The sequence below is a fragment of the Bradyrhizobium sp. BTAi1 genome, assembly GCF_000015165.1.
GTDB classification, from domain to species: domain Bacteria; phylum Pseudomonadota; class Alphaproteobacteria; order Rhizobiales; family Xanthobacteraceae; genus Bradyrhizobium; species Bradyrhizobium denitrificans.
Window position 1 is genome coordinate 24,355 of sequence record NC_009485.1, and the last position, 16,222, is coordinate 40,576.

A 16,222-nucleotide genomic window follows, 5' to 3' on the forward strand; every position below is an offset into this window, starting at 1 on the left:
CGGTTGCATGTGACGACATGGGGCAATCGCGACACAGACGCCTGCCAACGAGGTCATCCGTCATGCCCGGGCTTGTCCCGGCCATGACGACGTGGAAACAGACGAGCGCAATATGTAAAGCTCCATATGCGGTCGCCCTGCCGCGAGCGGAGAGAGCTGATCAGCAAGCGACGGGCAGTTTTCGCTTAGCTGACATGGCGCAGCACACGACCGCGCAATCACCCGTTGGCCAAAAAGCGGCTCTCGATATGAAACGACTTGGCCGTCACGAGCCACTCGCCATCAATCAGGTGGAAGCAAAGATAATCGAGATAGAGCGTCTGATCGATCCGCACGCGGACCTTCGCCAGCGCCTGGGATGGCGAGGCGAGGTCGATCAGCAAGATCTCCTGGTGACGTGGCGCCGCCTTCGACTGGGGCGAGGGCGTGGTCGCCAACAGCTCGCGATACTCGGCCGCGGTGAGAACGCGCAGGCCACTCTCACGCAGGCCATGCAGTCGCGCAGTGGGCGCAAACACACGATCGAATTGCTCGACATTGGAATCGAACATCAGATCGAAATATCTCTCGACGGCAGCGATCACGGATGGGTGCACAGCAATGTCGGCCATAGTCGGCGTCTCCCGGGCTGGTGAAGGCAAGATCATGCGACGGAGACCGGCCGAGACGCGCGCAGGGCTCATCGGCCGCTCCTCGCAATCGCTGCCGGTCGACAGAGATATTGATCCCGAACTGGAGCGCATGTCCTTGCGAACTGTGCTATCTTGCCGACAGACGATGCAATGAATGGTCCGTTCCCTGCCGCGATTGTCAGAGATATGCCAAAAGCCAGACTCGACGCGATCGACCAACGCATCATCGGAGAGCTGCAGGCCGATGCGCGGCTGAGCAATGTCGACCTAGCTGACCGGGTCGGATTGTCGCCTTCACCCTGTCTTCGCCGCGTCAAACGGCTGGAGCAGGAGGGTGTCATCCAGGGCTATCGCGCGGTCCTGAACCGCGACAGCGTCGGTCTCGGATTTTCCGCATTTCTCGCGGTCAAGATCGAGGGGCACGCGAACGAACATGCCATGGCCTTCGAGGACACGGTGTGTGCGATGCCGGAAGTCCTTGCCTGCCATCTCGTCTCCGGCGACTCGGACTACCTGCTCGAGGTCGTCACGGCCGATCTGGAGCATTACCGGCACTTCCTGGTGGAACGGCTGCTGAGCCTGTCGATCGTACGCGAGGTCAGGAGCAACATCGCCATCCAGACCCGCAAGGCCGCAGCCCCGCTGCCGTTGGAGCAGCCGCGCTGATCCTGCCGGCAGACGCCTGAATTGCTGCGGCATATGCGCCATTGGGTGTGCGCAGCCGCGCTGTTCCCCGGAGCGAGATGGCGGTCTCGCCGTTCCCACCATCTCGCTGATTCATACGCGGATCGGCGATGGGTGGACGCACCTCACATGCTGCTCGCCACCGATATCGAAAGCGCCGCAAACCATCTTTGAGGATTGCTGCAAGCTCTCGGCGCGCAGCTAATCGTCAAACCCCACAAACACGGTCGCCTCTTTCACCGACTTCCGCTCCGACACCACGGCATTGGCGGGGAAATCATGATCCGGCCAGCCGAGCGCGATGCTCTTCATGATGACCTGGTCGTCGGCGATGCCGGCGTGCTCGCGGACGACCGGCGACTGCATGATGCCCTGGCTGTTGATGACCGCGCCGAGGCCGCGGGACCAGGCGGCATTGACCAGCGCCGTGGTGACGGCACCGCAATCAAACGGCGTGTCGTCGCTGCCGGCGAGCACGCGGTCGTAGGTGACGATGATGCAGACCGGCGCATCGAATTGGCGGAAGCCACGCAGCACCCAGTCCTGACGCTTCTCCTTGTCGTCGCGTGCGATGCCCATGGCGGAAAACAATTGCTTGGCGACGCCAATCTGACGCTCGCGGTGCTGACCGGCAAACGGCTCGCCGATGCGAAACTCGCGCGACTGGGGCACGCCCGCCAGCATGCGCTCGGTGTTGCCGGCACGGATGCGGTTGAGCGGCTCGCCGGTGATGACGTAGAAATTCCACGGCTGGGTGTTCATCGACGACGGCGCGCGCATCGCCAGCGTGAGGATCTCCTCGATCAGCGCCCGTGGCACGGGATCGGGCTTGTAGCCACGAATACTGCGGCGGCCGAGGATGACGTCGTCGAATTCCATGTGCGTGGTATTCCTGCCCTGGGATTGTTTGTTCGCGATCTTCGCGGCTTTTGGGTTCGGGCGCAAGGTTGCGACCCGGCAGGACGCCATCGTGCATCCAGCAGACGCGGCTCGCACCGGACTATCGGCGCAGCATCGCCAGCACGGTGCCCGCGAGATCGGCGGGATTTTCCACGAGGCGGTCTGCGCCAGCGGCTTCGAGCTCGTCGCGGCTGCCATAACCCCAGAGCACACCGAGGCTCCTCGTGCGAACAGCATGGGCGCCGGCGACGTCATGGCGGCGGTCGCCGACCATGAGGCTGTCGGGCGCCGCGATATTCCGCTCAGCGAGGATATGTGCGAGCAGCTCGGGCTTGTGGTCGAGCGCCCCTGACGGCACCGAGCCGTGAATGGCACGGAAATACGATGCCAGGCCGAGATGCTCCAGGATGCGCCGCGCGAACATTTCGCGCTTCGACGTCGCGAGCCGCAGGCCGGCGTCGTGCATCGCCTGCAGCGCGTCGCGGATGCCGGGATAGAGCGCACAGTCGAACAGGCCGGTGTCACCATAATGCTGGCGATAGGCGGCGACGGCGTCGTCGACACGGTCGCCGCCATGGGCCTGCAGTAGGACACGCAGCATGTCCTGCAATGGCGGGCCGATGAAGGCTGTGACGTCGAGCGTGTCGTCGGGCGTGTGTCCCAGCGACCGCAAGGCCGCCAGCGTGCTCGCGGCGATGCCGGGACGCGAGTCGATGAGCGTGCCGTCGAGATCGAGCAATACAGAATGGATCGGGGACATGGCCGAGCATAGCGTGTCACCGTCCACCAGCAAACCTCCGGCCGCATGGCCGCTGCCAGGGTTCAGAAGTGCTGATCCGGCGAGAGCCGGCCTCCCCGTCTGATGCGAAGGATCGGATCATCTACATCGTCGTTATTGAAAACGACATCGGCTGTTCTGGCGGGATCACAGGTCTCCTCATAGAGGTCAAAAGCAGGTCCATAGCGTTCTGCATAGACCTTCATGGCAATCTGCTCGCCGAGGCGGTCACGGTCGCGCCTCAGACCTCTTGCATCAGAGACGCCTCTCGACGTCTCTACGAAGATCACGATGTCCCAATGATCCCGCAGCTCAGGTCGTTGAAGGAAGGTCCCGTCGACGACCAGCACCGCATCAACCGGCGCCAGCGCGGAAGGCTGCGCGATCGCCACATCACGCTTGAGATCGAAGGACGCCGTCCTGTAGAGGCGATCGCCACCGGGCGCCAGCGGCTCCAGCAACAGGGATCTGACGGCGGACAGATCGCGGGCATCATTGTAGTAGCCGAGAGCGGAGAACCGTCCGCGCGCGTAGCGCTGAGCTTTCGGACGGTGAAACCCGTCAATCGATGTCCTGATGACCGGCCGGCCGCTTCGTTCGATCAGCTCTGCCAACTCGTCCGACAGGGTCGTCTTGCCCGATGCCGTTCGGCCATCGACGGCTACTCTCATCGGATGACCGATCTCAAGACGCGAGATCTGACGTGCCAGATCCAGCAACTTCGCCATGCGATTTGAGCTCATCGACACCTCTATTGCCGCTCACGGCCGTCCCCTGCTCAGGATCAAGTCGGCCGGACCGCGTCAGACTCAACCTTTTCATCCCAAGCGCAACGCGCATGGAAAAGCCAAGACCGGAGATCACAGCGCACCGAACACCCATTCGAGCGCGGCATTCTGCGCGTGCAGCAGGAACGCCTTGGCCTGCACCACCCGACAGGCGCGGTGCAGCATGGCATCGCCAGAGACCTCCATTCCCCGCGTCACCGGTGGACAAGGCAGGAAGTCCAGATCAGGCCGAAGGCCATCCAGCAGCGCTGCGGTGATCTGATAGTCCTGCAGGTCGCCGGCGTCGTCATCTCGCGGCCAGCAATCGGTGATGATCACGTCGGCATCCTGCAATTCGCCGAGATCGGTCGCGACGCGAAAGCGCGGCGATTCTCCCGGCGCGTGCCACCGCGCCGGATAGACCTGGACGACCTCGATCGGAAGCACCTGCGCGGCCTCGATCCACGAGCCCAGGATGTTCGCCGCGGGCGCCACCACGGCGATCTTCAGGCCGTCGATCGCGCCGTGGCGATGCCACAGGAAGGCGAGGTCGCCGAGCGTCTCGCAGGGATGATTCTGCCGCGTGCGCGCGTTGACAACTGGCGCCTGCGCCCAGTGGGACAACGCATACAGCATCTCCAGTTCGGGCGTCCGGCAGACCACCGCATCGAACCAGTTGTCAAGATAGGCGGCGAGATCCTCCGCCGCCTCCGTTGCGTTGAGACGTATCGGCACGTGCACGCACAGCCCGCCCATCGATCGGGCGCCGAGATCGAAAGCGGTGGTATTGCGCCAGCCGCCATCGTCGACGACGAGGGCGATGCGCCGGCCTGCAAGCGTCTGCGGCATCTCGCGCGCATGCCAGCAGGCGGCAAGTTCCTGCGCTCGCGTCAGCATACCCAGGATATCGGCGCCATCGAGGTCACCCAGAGCCAGGATGTCGCGATCGCTCGTCATTCAGACTCACCACATCCAGGTAGCATGCTGATCCATATCGAGGCCCGGCCCGGGTCGGCCATGTGGCATTCGCATTTGCCCCTGCCGCATCACGAGCATAACCTTCGCCAAAAATCCAGGGAAGGAACCGCGCCGATGGCACTGATCGCATCGATCGAGACCGGGCTCTACCGCATTCCGCTCAGCGTGACGCTGTCCGATAGCACGCATGGTGCGATGACGGCATTCGAGCTGATCACCTGCCGGGTGCGCGATGTCGACGGCGCCGAAGGCGTCGGCTACACCTATACGGTCGGGCGCAATGGCGGCGCGGTTGCCGACATCGTCAGGCGCGAGATTCCCGATCTGATCGCGGTCCATGATGCCGACGACACCGAGGCAATCTGGCACCGGGTGTGGTGGGGCCTGCATTATGGCGGGCGCGGCGGACCGGTCGTGCTGGCGCTGTCGGCGCTCGATATCGCGCTATGGGATCTGAAGGCGCGGCGCGCGACGCTGCCGCTGTTCAAGCTGCTCGGCGGCTTCGATGCCGGCGTGCCCTGCTATGCCGGCGGCATCGACCTCGATCTGTCGAACGAGGCCTTGCTGAAGCAGACCGACGACAATCTCGCCAAGGGTTTTCGCGCCATCAAGATGAAGGTCGGCCGGCCTGATCTCGGCGCCGACGTCGCGCGGGTGGCCGCGATGCGCGAGCATCTCGGCGACGGCTTTCCGCTGATGGCCGATGCCAACATGAAGTGGACGGTCGAGGAGGCGATCCGCGCCGCACGCGCGCTGCAGCCGTTCGATCTGACCTGGCTGGAGGAGCCGATCATTCCCGACGACATCGCCGGCCATGCCCGCATCCTGGCTGCCGGCGGCGTGCCGATCGCGGCGGGCGAGAATTTGCGCTCGCTATGGGACTTCAAGACCTACATCGCCTCTGGCGCCCTGTCCTATCCCGAGCCCGACGTCACCAATTGCGGCGGCGTCACGTCCTTCATGAAGATCGCGCGGCTCGCCGAAGCCTTCAACCTGCCGGTGACCAGCCATGGCGCGCATGACGTCACCGTGCACCTGCTCGCCGCCTGCCCGAACCGCTCGTTCCTCGAGGCGCACGGCTTCGGCCTCGACCGCTTCATCGAACACCCGCTGCTGCTGGAGAATGGCCTCGCGCTGGCGCCGGCACGACCCGGCCACGGCATCACATTCGACTGGGAAGGACTGGCCAAGCTTGCGGCTTAGGCAAGCCGTCGGCCACGTCACGCCTTCGCGCTCGGGCGGCTCGACACGTCCTGGTGCCATCGCCTGAGATGGCGAAGGTGCTCGGGGGGATCGAGCTTCGCGCGCGCGGCAAAATCGACGGTCACCATGGCGCTGATGTCGGCGATCGTGAAGGCGGCTCCGCCGACGAAGGCGTGATCGGCGAGCCGCGTATCGAGCCATGCCAGGAAATGCCGCGCCCGCAGGCGGCCGCGCTCCGCCAGCGCCGGAATCTGCTCGAGCGGCAGCGGGCCCGGCAGCGCGCGGTGCTCCAGGCCCGGCATGCTGTTCCGGAACGCTTCCTGGATGGCGTAGATGCCATCCCACTCGATCCGCCGCACCCAGCATTCGATCAGCGCCCGTTCTTCCGCGTCTCGTCCCATCAGGGCGGGCTCAGGATGCAGCTCCTCGATATAGCGGCAGATGGCAATGATGTCGCTAATGGCCGCGCCGCTGTCGAGCGCGAGCACCGGCACGGTGCAACCGGGATTCATGGCGCGAAACGCCGGAGTGAACTGCTCGCCGCCGCGCAGATCGACCTGCACGGTGGGAAGCGTGAGACCTTTCTCGGCGAGAAAGATGCGCACGCGGCGCGGACTGGGCGCCGTTGAGCAATCGTACAGCATCATGAGGGCTCTCCCAGCCAGTCTCGGCGCGATCGACGGCATGTCGCTGGCCTATGGCCTGGGCCTGCCGGCGTCCTGCTCCAGGCTGCGCGCCACATCCTCTACGCGTGACCGGTCCCGCGCCGCATCCTCAACGAACCGTCTTCTCGTTGCAAGCCTTGGCGACGTCGCCACAGGCCGACTCTGCTGTCCTGGTCTTGTCATAAAATTGTCACTTGCGCCGGGCGGCCGTCAGCCTACCACTGGCCGCATTGAATTGAGGCATATTGGCGTGAGCAACACGGTTTCGGCCACGATCGGCCATTCGGCCGCGCGACGCGGTTTCGAGGACATTCTTGGCGGCGCCGCCGCCAGCGTTCTGACCATCACTTACGGGCTGTCCTATACGCTGCTGATCTTCGCAGGCCCGCTCGCGCCCTCTCTCAGCCACGGCCTCGGCATCACCTTCACCGTCTCGGCGCTGATGGCGCTGGTGCTGGCGCTCGGCAGCTCGCTGCCGTTTGCGATCGGGGCGCCGGACAGTTCGGTCGCGGCGACGACCGCGATCCTGGCCGGCACGATCGCGGACCGGCTCGCCGGAGCCGCCCCCGCCGCGGCCCTGTTGCCGGTGGTACTCATCACCTTCGGGTTCGCCAGCCTCGCCACCGGATTGATCCTGGGCGGCCTCGGCACGACGCAGCTCGGCCGCGCCATCCGCTACGTGCCCTATCCGGTTGTCGCCGGCTTTCTCGGCGCCACCGGCGCGCTCATCCTGCTCGGCGCCATCAGCGTCGTCACCGGCCAGCAGCTGGAGCTGGCGACGCTCGGCGCCTTCGCCTCGCGGCAGGTGCTGTACGAGCTCGGCGCAGCGGCGGTGATGGCGCTGGTGCTGTACCTGACCTGGCACCGGTCGCGCTGGCCATTCAGCCTGCCGCTGATTCTGATCGTCGCGACCCTGGCCGCCCATGCGGGCTTCTGGCTGGCCGGCATTTCGCCCAAGGCGGCGCAGACGCTGGGATGGACGTTCCTGCCGCCACAGCACGTGGCGCTGGCCTGGCCTTGGACGATCGATGCGCTGAGTCATTATCCCTGGCATGCGCTGCCGGCGTTGGCCGGCGACATCATCGCCGTCATCTTCGTCACCGCCTGCAGCACGCTGTTCAACACGACGGGCATCGAGGTCGCGACCCATAGCGAGGCCAATATCGAGCGCGAGCTCACCGTCACCGGCCTCGGCAACATCCTCGCCGCCAGCATCGGCGGCTACCCCGGCTGCATCTCGGTGAGCCGCACCATCCTGAATTTCAGCGCCGGCGGCAGCGGCCGGCTGTCGGGACTGACATCGGCGACGATCGCGCTGTCGATGCTGGTGCTGGCGCCGTCCCTGCTCGGCTACATGCCGAAATTCGTGCTCGGCGGGCTGCTGCTCTATCTCGGCGCCGACACGCTGTACAAATGGGCGGTGCAGTCGCGGCGGCGGCTGTCGCTGATCGAATATGCCTCGCTGCTCGCGATCATCATCATCATCCTGAAATGGGGCTTCATCGCCGGGATCGTGCTCGGCATCGTGATCGGCTGCACCGCCTTCGCGTTCAGCGCGGCGCGCATCAACCCGATCAAATACAGCTTCGACGGCACCGAATATCGCAGCTCGCTCGACCGCTCGCGCGAGCAGCAGGAGATCCTCGCGCTGCATGGCGGCGAGATCCATGGCCTCAACCTGCAGAGCTATCTGTTCTTCGGATCGGCCAACCGGCTGTACCGCCACGTCAAGGCGCGGCTGCAGCGCCGTTCCGAATGCCGCTTTTTGGTGCTCGATTTCCGGCTCGTGACCGGCATGGATTCCTCGGCCGCCTACAGCTTCAGCCAGATCAAGCGGCTGGCGCGCGACCGCCACGTCCAGATCGCGATGGCGCATCTGACGCCCGCGATCGAGCGGACGCTGCGCGCCGGCGAGTTCATCACCAAGGATGTGGTGATCACGCCGGAGCTCGATCATGCGCTCGAACGCTGCGAGAACGCGATCATTGCGCGCCATCAGGGCCATGCCCAGGACGAGGCCTCGCTGCGCGACTGGTTCACCGCGATCCTCGGCAGCGACGCCGATGCCAGCGAGCTGATGCGCCGCTGCGAACGGCTCGACGTGCCCGCCGGCACCACCATCGTGCGCGCCGGCGACGAGGCGGCCTCGATGCATTTCATCCTCGATGGACGGGTCGGCGTCATGGTTCCGGCCGAGCGCGGTGGCACGACGCGGGTGCGCAGCCTCGGGCGCTACACGACGATCGGCGAGATGGGGCTGGTGGCGCATACGCCGCGCAGCGCGACGATCCAGGCCGAGACCGACAGCGTGCTCTATGAGCTCAGCATCCCGCAATTCGACGCGATCACGCGCGAGCACCCGGCGCTGGCGCAGAAGCTGCTGACCTATTTCGTGACGATCATGGCGGAGCGGCTGAGCTTCGCCAATCGCACCATCGCGGTGCTGAGGCGGTAGTCCCTGCCGTCAGCAGGCGCAGGGCAGATCACGCGGCGAGCGGGCTTACGACATCGGCGCGCGAGCCCGAGACGATCGGTCGCAGCGCGCAGCGGAGCACCGCCGCCGCCATTAACCCATCGTTTACCCTGCGGGGCTACGCCTCGATACAGTTTGTAATGTTTAGAAATATATCGACAAGAGCACATCAGCTCGTTGCGGGCGCCCATGGCGATCGTCCAAAGCACGAACCAGATTTCTCCCGCCATGGAGCGGGTCTATCACCAGAGCAACCTGCTCGGTGAGTGGAAGGGCAGCTGGACGGCCAACAACCAGGCCGTGAGCTTCAAGGTCGTGAACATTCGCGGCGCCCAGGCGACGGTGGAATACACCCATCATGGACGCACCGAGCGCGGCATCGGCAAGGTCAACGGCTCCACCATCGACTTCGGCCCCGTGACGCTCGGAACCAAGAACGGCAAAAATGCCGTGCTGCTGTTCTCGGCCGGCGGCGGCAAGGCCACCGCGATGCTCGAAAAGCAGGCCCCTCCCGCCAATGAGAGCAACCTGACGGGCAGCTGGGCCGGCTATTCGGCCGACAACGGCAAGAGCGCGAGCTTTCGCGTCCTGGCCGTCAAGGGCAATGAGGCACAGGTCAGCGTCACCACCGACGGCATTACCCGCCAAGGCATCGGGATCGTCTACAAGAACGTCATCATGTTCGGTCAGTCGCAGATCTCGACCAATGACGGCAAGAGCGGGACGGTGATCTATCAGGTCGGCAACAAATCCTTCATGGTGCCGGTGAACAAGCTTCCCGCGGTCTCGACGTCATCTTCGGTCGACAGGTCGGCGTGATCTCACACGCCGGCCATCATCACATATTTGATCTCGAGATATTCCTCGATGCCGTGATGCGAACCCTCGCGCCCCAGGCCGCTCTCCTTGACGCCGCCGAACGGCGCCACTTCGGTGGTGATCAGGCCGGTGTTGACGCCGACCATGCCCGACTCCAGCGCCTCCGCCACGCGCCAGACGCGGCCGAGATCGCGGGCGTAGAAGTAGGAGGCAAGACCGAACGGCGAGGCGTTGCACATCGCGATGACGTCGGCCTCGCTCTGGAAGCGGATGACCGGCGCGAGCGGGCCGAACGTCTCCTCATGCGCGACCAGCGCATCGGCCTTCACGTTGGATAGAACCGTCGGCTCGAAGAAGGTGCGGCCGAGCGCATGGCGCTTGCCGCCGGTGACGATCGTCGCGCCGCCCTTCACCGCATCGGCGATGTGGCGCTCGACCTTCTCCACCGCCTCCTCGTTGATGAGTGGTCCCTGCACAACGCCGGCCTCGGTGCCGTCGCCGATCTTCATCGCCGCGACCCGCGCCGCCAGCTTCTCGACGAAGGCGTCGTAGATGCCGTCCTGTGCATAGAGGCGGTTGGCGCAGACGCAGGTCTGGCCCATGTTGCGATACTTCGAGACGATGGCGCCTTCGACCGCCGCATCGACATCGGCATCGTCGAACACCACGAACGGCGCGTTACCGCCGAGCTCGAGGCCGAGCTTCTTCACCGTGCCGGCGGACTGGCGGTACAGGATCTTGCCGACCTCGGTCGAGCCGGTGAAGCCGACGAAGCGAACGGCCGGATGCTCGCACAGCACCTTGCCGATCGGCGGCGCGTCGCCGGTGATGATGTTGAGCACGCCCTTCGGAATGCCGGCGCGCTCAGCCAGCACGGCGAGCGCCAGCGCCGACAGCGGCGTTTCATTGGCCGGCTTCAGCACCACGGTGCAGCCGGCAGCGAGGGCCGGGGACACTTTGCGGGTGATCATCGAGTTCGGAAAATTCCACGGCGTGATCGCACCGCAGACGCCGATCGGCTGCTTGAGCGCGAGCAGCCGTGCATCCGGCTTCTGCGTCGGGATCGTCTCGCCATAGACGCGGCGCGCCTCCTCGGCGAAGAACTCGATATAGGCGGCGCCGATATCGACCTCGCCGAGCGCCTCGTTGAGCGGCTTGCCCTGCTCGGAGGTGAGGATCAGCGCGAGGTCCTCGCGGTTCGCCACGATCAGCTCGAACCATTTGCGCAGGAGATTGGAGCGCTGCTTGGCGGTCAGCTTGGCCCAGGCCGGGAAGGCCCGCGCGGCGGCCTCGACCGCCTGCGTCGTCTCCGCGGCGCCAAGCTGAGCCACCTTGGCGAGTTCGGCGCCGGTGGCCGGATTGTTGACCGGGAAGACGGGAACGCCGACCCAGCTGCCGTCGATATAGCACTGCTCACGCAGCAGCGAGCCGTCCTTCAGACGTTCCCGCAAGCTGGCAGTCGCGGACGGCGTGGTGCGGGTGGCTGCGGTCGGTGTCATCGGGCAACTCCTCGAAAGCGAGCAACATGTCGCCTCGAATATAGCCACCGTCGGGCGCAGGCGCACGGCGTGTGCGCCGCCTGAACGGTACATTCGATCTGGCCAACCGTGCCTTTCCAGCACCAAATGCGTACTGACGGCGCGTGCTGACCGCCCGATGCCAGCGGCTCAGGCCGCGCCGCTCATATAGGTCTCGCGACGTCCGATCATGCGTTCGGCTGCCGCCTTGGCGTCGGCCTTGGTCGACGTTGCGCAGGTGCGGTATTCGAGGTCGGGCAACGCCGCAGGGTCGCGGCGTCCAAACCAGGACTTCTGCCCGACAGGCAGCAGCGCCAGCGCCTGCGCGACATTGTCGACGGCGCCGAACGCGTACAACGCACCGGTTGCGGCGATGCGCACCTCGTAGATTCCGGGCGTGATCGGCGCCTCGATATTGTCACCGCGGCCGGGCCGCGGATACCGCTTCCACTCGCTCCATGTCGAAATCATATCGCCCCCATTTGGCGGTCGTTGCCGCCAAAAATGTCTCGCGCGGCCTGAAAAGGCCGGTGTCTTCAACCCTTTAATGCAGAAATGGTTGCAACTCACAACAGGACCAGGCCCGTGATGGGAACATGGCCCCCATGTGGCAGGCTCGCGGCTGGACGGAACTAACCATGATTCTCTGAGGAATTTGAAGGGATGTGGCCTTCCGGACGGCCTTCTCCCGTGCCGCGATCATTCGCGCCGCATCATCACGAGATCGCGACCAGTCCCACGGCGGACGGTTCTTGCTGGCCGGAACGGCGCAGGAAACAATCATCCGCCGTCACACAAGAACGGAACGGGAGGACATCATGCAGAACAAGACCGATATTGATCGCGGGTTGCGGCAGAGGGCCGAGGCCGGCGAGATTCCCGGCGTCGTCGCCGTCGCCGCGGACAGCAACGGCGTGATCTACGAAGGCGCCTTCGGCAAGCGCGACCTCGGCCGCGACGACCCGATGACGACGGACAGCGTGTTCTGGATCGCGTCGATGACCAAGGCGATCACCTGCGCCGCCGGAATGCAGCTGGTCGAACAGGGACGGCTGTCGCTGGACGCGCCGATCGGCGAGGTTCTCCCCGATCTTGCCGCGCCGAAGGTGCTGGACGGCTTCGACGCCCATGGCGAGCCGATCCTGCGGCCGGCCAGGACCGCGATCACCTTGCGCCATCTGATGACCCATACCGCCGGGTTCTGCTACGACATGTGGAACGGCGACATGGCGAGCTATGTGCAGAAGGCCGGCACACCCGGCATCATCACCTGCAAGAACGACGCGCTGACGCTGCCGCTCGCCTCCGACCCGGGCACGCGCTGGGAATATGGCATCAACATCGACTTCGTCGGCAAGGCGGTGGAGGCCGTCAGCGGCGTGACGCTCGATCGCTACCTGCGCGACAATCTGTTCGCTCCGCTCAGCATGGATGATACCGGCTTCAAGCTCGGCGCGTCGCAGCGCGCACGGCTGGTCGGCATGCATGCCCGCGGCGAGGACGGTGCGCTGGCGCCGATTCCGTTCGAGATCGAGCAGGAGCCGGAATTCCACATGGGTGGCGGCGGACTCTACGGCACCGCCGGCGACTACATCCGCTTCACCCGGATGATCCTCAACAACGGCCGCGGCAATGGCAACCAGGTGCTGAAGCCGGAGACGGTCGCAGCGATGCGCGACAACCATATCGGCGAGTTGGAGATGACCAAGATGGCGGCGGCCGTGCCCGGGGTCACCAATGACGTCGATCTCTATCCGGACATCGTCAAGAAATGGGGCCTGAGCTTCATGATCACGACGGCGCCGACACCGGAGGGCCGCAGCGCCGGCAGCCTCGCCTGGGCCGGCCTCGCCAACACATATTACTGGATCGATCCCGCGCGGGACGTCACCGGCGTAATCCTGATGCAGCTGTTGCCGTTCGCAGACCGGCTGTGCCTGGAGACCTTTGCCGGCTTCGAGCGCGCGGTCTATGCCGGCCTGGATGCCGCCGGCGGACGGAAGGCCGCGTGATGCATTGAGACAGCGCGGAGGCGCGCGATCGATGAGATCGCGCGCCTCCGACGTTTGGCGTGGCCTAAACTAATAGAGTTCTCTGCCGTTGCAGACGGCGCGAGCCCAGACCAGCATGGATCGCCGTCTCTCAGGAAACGCTCGTCTGGTCAGTTACGCCTTTAGCCCGTTCTGCGCGGCCAACTCCTTCAGCGACACCTGCGGACGGGCGCCGATATGCTGGATCACCTCGGCGGCGGCGAGGCCGCCGAGCCGTCCAGCCATCTCGTAGCCGGTCTTGCGCACCAGCCCGAATAGGAAGCCCGCGGCGAACAGGTCGCCGGCGCCGGTCGTGTCCACCAGCGTCTCGATCGGATGCGCCGGCACCGCGATGACGCCGTCATTCGACACCACGACGCAGCCCTTGTCGCTGCGGGTGACAATGCCGAGTGTCGCATCCTCCCGCAGCTGCTTCAGCGCGCCGTCGAAATCGGAGGTCTGATACAGGGAGTGCAGTTCGGCCTCGTTGGCGAAGACAATATCGACGGTGCCGCCCCGCATCAGGTCCAGGAACTCCTCGCGATAGCGGTCGACGCAGAACGAGTCCGACAATGTCAGCGCCACCTCGCGTCCCGCATCATGCGCGACCGTCGCGGCCTTCACGAAGGCCTCCTTGGCCTCCTTGGGGTCCCACAGATAGCCTTCGAGATAGACGATGCGGGCCGCGGCAATCTGGGCGGGATCGATGTCGGCGGCGGTCAGGTTCTGCGCGGCGCCGAGATAGGTGTTCATGGTGCGCTCACCGTCGGGCGTCACCAGGATGTAGCAGCAGCCGGTCGCCGGACCGTCCGTGGCCGGCGCAGTGTCGAAGGTCACGCCGGCAGCGCGGATATCGTGAGAATACATCCGGCCGATCTGATCGTCCCGGACCTTGCCCACATAAGCGGCACGCGCGCCGAGGCTTGCGAGGCCGACGATGGTGTTGGCCCCAGACCCTCCCGACATCTCCGTGGCCGGGCCCATGTCGCGGTAGATCGCGGCGGCACGCGCCTCGTCGATCAGCGCCATGCTGCCCTTCGTCATGGCATGCTTGGCGAGAAAGGCTTCGTCGGCGTGCACCAACACGTCGAAAATCGCGTTGCCGATACCGAGAACATCGTATTTCGCGTCAGTCATTCACGGGCCCCGTTTACGGCGTTTTGCAAACGCTGCGGCCTATCACAAGCCGCGCTGCTATAGAAGCCTCATGATCCGTTCATTCGTCACCGTGTTGTCAGGAACACTGGCCTCGCGCCTGCTCGGCTTCGGCAGGGACGCGCTGATCGCCGCGCTGCTGGGCGCAGGCCCGGTCGCGGACGCATTTCTCGCAGCATTCCAGCTCGTCAATGTCGTGAGGCGATTGCTGACAGAGGGCGCGCTGAATGCAGCGCTGGTGCCGGCGTGGCTTCGAATATACCAGCAGGCTGGCACAATGCAGGCAGCGGCCTTCGCCGGCCGCGTGCTCGGCACCGTCAGCGCCGGACTTTTTGCAGCAACGGTCGGGCTCGCACTGCTGATGCCGCTCGTGATGGCGATCCTCGCACCGGGATTCAGCGGTGAAGAGACGCTCACCTTGGCCGTGGATGACTCCAGGCTGATGCTGCCCTATCTCGCTTTCGCCGGCCCCTCCACCGTGCTGCTCGCGCTCTCCAGCGCACAAAGACGGTTCGCGCTGGCGGCGTTTGCACCGCTGCTCTTCAACGTCGCGCTGATCGGCGTGACGATCGTGCTGCTGACGCAACATCCGGATCCCGCGCGGGCCGCGCTGCTGCTCGCCGCCACGATCGGCGTCGCCGGCCTGCTGCAGCTCGCGATGCTGGCGCGGCGCGGCCGCGGCGCGCGCATCGCCTCGCCCGTGCGGCTCGCATTCGACGCGGAGATGCGCGGCTTCTTCGCCAACGCGTTGCCGGGCATGGTTGCCAGCGCCGGCCCGCAGTTGCTCGCCGTCGCCGGTGCGATCATCGCATCGAGCCAACCCTCGGCGGTGTCGTGGCTGTATTTTGCCAACCGCCTGATCGAGCTGCCGCTCGGGCTCGTCGGCGTCGCCATGGGCACCGTGCTGGTGCCGGAACTGACACGGGCGCTGCATGGCGGCAACAAGCAGGCGCTGGCCGAGGTGCAGTCGCACGGCCTCGAGCTGACCATCGGGCTCGCGCTGCCGGCCACGCTGGGGCTGATGATCCTGAACGATCCGATCATTCGTTTGCTGTTCGAACACGGCGCATTCACCTCGGATGACGCGACCGCGACCGCGCATGTTCTGGGCTGGCTGGCGGCCGCCCTTCCCGCCCAGGTGCTGACGAAGGCACTGCAGCCCGCTTTCTTCGCCCGCGAGGACACGCAGACCCCGCTGCGCGCGACCTTGATCGGATGCGGCGTCGCGATCGCGCTGGCGTTCCTGCTCGGCCAGCGATTCGGGGTGGACGGCATCGCGGCGGGATTGGCGCTCGGCGCCTGGGCCAATGCCGCGGTGCTGATCCGGCGCGGGACCGCAAGCTTCGGCTTTGCGATCTCCCAGGCATCACGGCGCCGGCTGCCGCGCATGGTGCTGGCGGCGGCGATCATGGGGGCGGCGCTCGCGGCAGCGGTGCAACTGACCAGCCCGGAGACCACGGGCCATCTCGGCCTCGCCGCGTTGCTCGCCGTGCTGATCGGCGGAGCCGTCATGCTCTATGTCGGGCTGCTGTCGGCCCTGCGCGTCGTGAGCTGGGGCGAAACCGTCCGGGCACTACGGCAGCGGCCCGCCGGCGACTTGCACCTTTGAGGCGCCCGTGCC

The 16,222-nt window shown here is 65.7% G+C and carries 15 protein-coding genes; 6 read left to right on the forward strand and 9 right to left on the reverse strand.

Annotated elements, in window-relative coordinates; genetic code table 11:
* Window positions 1-218 precede the first annotated feature (218 nt).
* Window positions 219-611, reverse strand: coding sequence for a nuclear transport factor 2 family protein (locus BBTA_RS00105; RefSeq protein ID WP_041750233.1), 393 nt, complete (start codon window positions 609-611; stop codon window positions 219-221).
* A gap of 207 nt (window positions 612-818) precedes the next feature.
* Between BBTA_RS00105 and BBTA_RS00110 the strand changes: the two genes are divergently transcribed.
* Window positions 819-1,298 (forward strand): Lrp/AsnC family transcriptional regulator, encoded by a 480-nt coding sequence (locus tag BBTA_RS00110; RefSeq protein ID WP_011942551.1) that lies wholly within the window; start codon window positions 819-821, stop codon window positions 1,296-1,298.
* Between the two features lie 219 nt (window positions 1,299-1,517).
* Here the strand turns inward: BBTA_RS00110 and BBTA_RS00115 are convergent, their stop codons facing one another.
* The 4 genes from BBTA_RS00115 to BBTA_RS00130 all read right to left on the reverse strand — a co-directional run bounded on the left by BBTA_RS00115 (window position 1,518) and on the right by BBTA_RS00130 (window position 4,718).
* A complete protein-coding gene (locus BBTA_RS00115) occupies window positions 1,518-2,195 on the reverse strand; it encodes a nitroreductase (RefSeq protein WP_011942552.1) in 678 nt (225 codons plus the stop codon).
* Window positions 2,196-2,316: 121 nt separating this feature from the next.
* Window positions 2,317-2,976 carry an HAD hydrolase-like protein gene (locus BBTA_RS00120; RefSeq protein WP_011942553.1) on the reverse strand — a complete coding sequence of 220 codons (660 nt, stop codon included), beginning with the start codon at window positions 2,974-2,976 and terminating at the stop codon, window positions 2,317-2,319.
* A 62-nt stretch (window positions 2,977-3,038) separates the two neighbouring features.
* Window positions 3,039-3,722: a uridylate kinase gene (locus BBTA_RS00125; protein WP_244424284.1), complete on the reverse strand. Its 684-nt coding sequence runs from the start codon at window positions 3,720-3,722 to the stop codon at window positions 3,039-3,041.
* A 132-nt stretch (window positions 3,723-3,854) separates the two neighbouring features.
* Window positions 3,855-4,718: an ornithine carbamoyltransferase gene (locus tag BBTA_RS00130; RefSeq protein ID WP_011942555.1), complete on the reverse strand. Its 864-nt coding sequence runs from the start codon at window positions 4,716-4,718 to the stop codon at window positions 3,855-3,857.
* A 135-nt stretch (window positions 4,719-4,853) separates the two neighbouring features.
* On the opposite strand from BBTA_RS00130, the gene BBTA_RS00135 reads away from it, so the two are divergent.
* A complete protein-coding gene (locus tag BBTA_RS00135; protein ID WP_011942556.1) occupies window positions 4,854-5,942 on the forward strand; it encodes a mandelate racemase/muconate lactonizing enzyme family protein in 1,089 nt (362 codons plus the stop codon).
* Window positions 5,943-5,959: 17 nt separating this feature from the next.
* Here the strand turns inward: BBTA_RS00135 and BBTA_RS00140 are convergent, their stop codons facing one another.
* On the reverse strand, window positions 5,960-6,589 hold the full coding sequence (locus BBTA_RS00140; protein ID WP_011942557.1) for a glutathione S-transferase family protein: 630 nt from the start codon (window positions 6,587-6,589) through the stop codon (window positions 5,960-5,962).
* A 268-nt stretch (window positions 6,590-6,857) separates the two neighbouring features.
* Between BBTA_RS00140 and BBTA_RS00145 the strand changes: the two genes are divergently transcribed.
* Both BBTA_RS00145 and BBTA_RS00150 read left to right on the forward strand, forming a co-directional pair.
* Window positions 6,858-9,062: an SLC26A/SulP transporter family protein gene (locus tag BBTA_RS00145; protein WP_011942558.1), complete on the forward strand. Its 2,205-nt coding sequence runs from the start codon at window positions 6,858-6,860 to the stop codon at window positions 9,060-9,062.
* 207 nt (window positions 9,063-9,269) lie between these two features.
* Complete coding sequence (locus tag BBTA_RS00150) at window positions 9,270-9,899, forward strand: hypothetical protein (RefSeq protein WP_041750235.1); 630 nt, start codon at window positions 9,270-9,272, stop codon at window positions 9,897-9,899.
* Window positions 9,900-9,901: 2 nt separating this feature from the next.
* Here the strand turns inward: BBTA_RS00150 and BBTA_RS00155 are convergent, their stop codons facing one another.
* Entirely contained in the window at window positions 9,902-11,398 is a 1,497-nt protein-coding gene (locus BBTA_RS00155) for an NAD-dependent succinate-semialdehyde dehydrogenase (RefSeq protein ID WP_011942560.1), read from the reverse strand.
* A 168-nt stretch (window positions 11,399-11,566) separates the two neighbouring features.
* Window positions 11,567-11,887 (reverse strand): hypothetical protein, encoded by a 321-nt coding sequence (locus BBTA_RS00160; protein WP_011942561.1) that lies wholly within the window; start codon window positions 11,885-11,887, stop codon window positions 11,567-11,569.
* A 347-nt stretch (window positions 11,888-12,234) separates the two neighbouring features.
* Between BBTA_RS00160 and BBTA_RS00165 the strand changes: the two genes are divergently transcribed.
* A complete protein-coding gene (locus BBTA_RS00165) occupies window positions 12,235-13,428 on the forward strand; it encodes a serine hydrolase (protein ID WP_011942562.1) in 1,194 nt (397 codons plus the stop codon).
* Window positions 13,429-13,581: 153 nt separating this feature from the next.
* Here BBTA_RS00165 and BBTA_RS00170 read toward each other — a convergent pair whose 3' ends face one another.
* Entirely contained in the window at window positions 13,582-14,583 is a 1,002-nt protein-coding gene (locus BBTA_RS00170; protein ID WP_011942563.1) for an adenosine kinase, read from the reverse strand.
* 70 nt (window positions 14,584-14,653) lie between these two features.
* Between BBTA_RS00170 and murJ the strand changes: the two genes are divergently transcribed.
* Window positions 14,654-16,210: a murein biosynthesis integral membrane protein MurJ gene (murJ, locus tag BBTA_RS00175; RefSeq protein WP_011942564.1), complete on the forward strand. Its 1,557-nt coding sequence runs from the start codon at window positions 14,654-14,656 to the stop codon at window positions 16,208-16,210.
* Window positions 16,211-16,222 lie beyond the last annotated feature (12 nt).

Bases quoted from the DNA above. Each gene is read 5' to 3' on its own strand.
- BBTA_RS00160 (WP_011942561.1), bottom strand. From the start codon at position 11,887: ATGATTTCGACATGGAGCGAGTGGAAGCGGTATCCGCGGCCCGGCCGC.
- BBTA_RS00130 (WP_011942555.1), bottom strand. From the start codon at position 4,718: ATGACGAGCGATCGCGACATCCTGGCTCTGGGTGACCTCGATGGCGCC.
- BBTA_RS00110 (WP_011942551.1), top strand. From the start codon at position 819: ATGCCAAAAGCCAGACTCGACGCGATCGACCAACGCATCATCGGAGAG.
- BBTA_RS00115 (WP_011942552.1), bottom strand. From the start codon at position 2,195: ATGGAATTCGACGACGTCATCCTCGGCCGCCGCAGTATTCGTGGCTAC.
- BBTA_RS00135 (WP_011942556.1), top strand. From the start codon at position 4,854: ATGGCACTGATCGCATCGATCGAGACCGGGCTCTACCGCATTCCGCTC.
- murJ (WP_011942564.1), top strand. From the start codon at position 14,654: ATGATCCGTTCATTCGTCACCGTGTTGTCAGGAACACTGGCCTCGCGC.
- BBTA_RS00165 (WP_011942562.1), top strand. From the start codon at position 12,235: ATGCAGAACAAGACCGATATTGATCGCGGGTTGCGGCAGAGGGCCGAG.
- BBTA_RS00120 (WP_011942553.1), bottom strand. From the start codon at position 2,976: ATGTCCCCGATCCATTCTGTATTGCTCGATCTCGACGGCACGCTCATC.
- BBTA_RS00140 (WP_011942557.1), bottom strand. From the start codon at position 6,589: ATGATGCTGTACGATTGCTCAACGGCGCCCAGTCCGCGCCGCGTGCGC.
- BBTA_RS00170 (WP_011942563.1), bottom strand. From the start codon at position 14,583: ATGACTGACGCGAAATACGATGTTCTCGGTATCGGCAACGCGATTTTC.
- BBTA_RS00155 (WP_011942560.1), bottom strand. From the start codon at position 11,398: ATGACACCGACCGCAGCCACCCGCACCACGCCGTCCGCGACTGCCAGC.
- BBTA_RS00125 (WP_244424284.1), bottom strand. From the start codon at position 3,722: ATGGCGAAGTTGCTGGATCTGGCACGTCAGATCTCGCGTCTTGAGATC.
- BBTA_RS00105 (WP_041750233.1), bottom strand. From the start codon at position 611: ATGGCCGACATTGCTGTGCACCCATCCGTGATCGCTGCCGTCGAGAGA.
- BBTA_RS00150 (WP_041750235.1), top strand. From the start codon at position 9,270: ATGGCGATCGTCCAAAGCACGAACCAGATTTCTCCCGCCATGGAGCGG.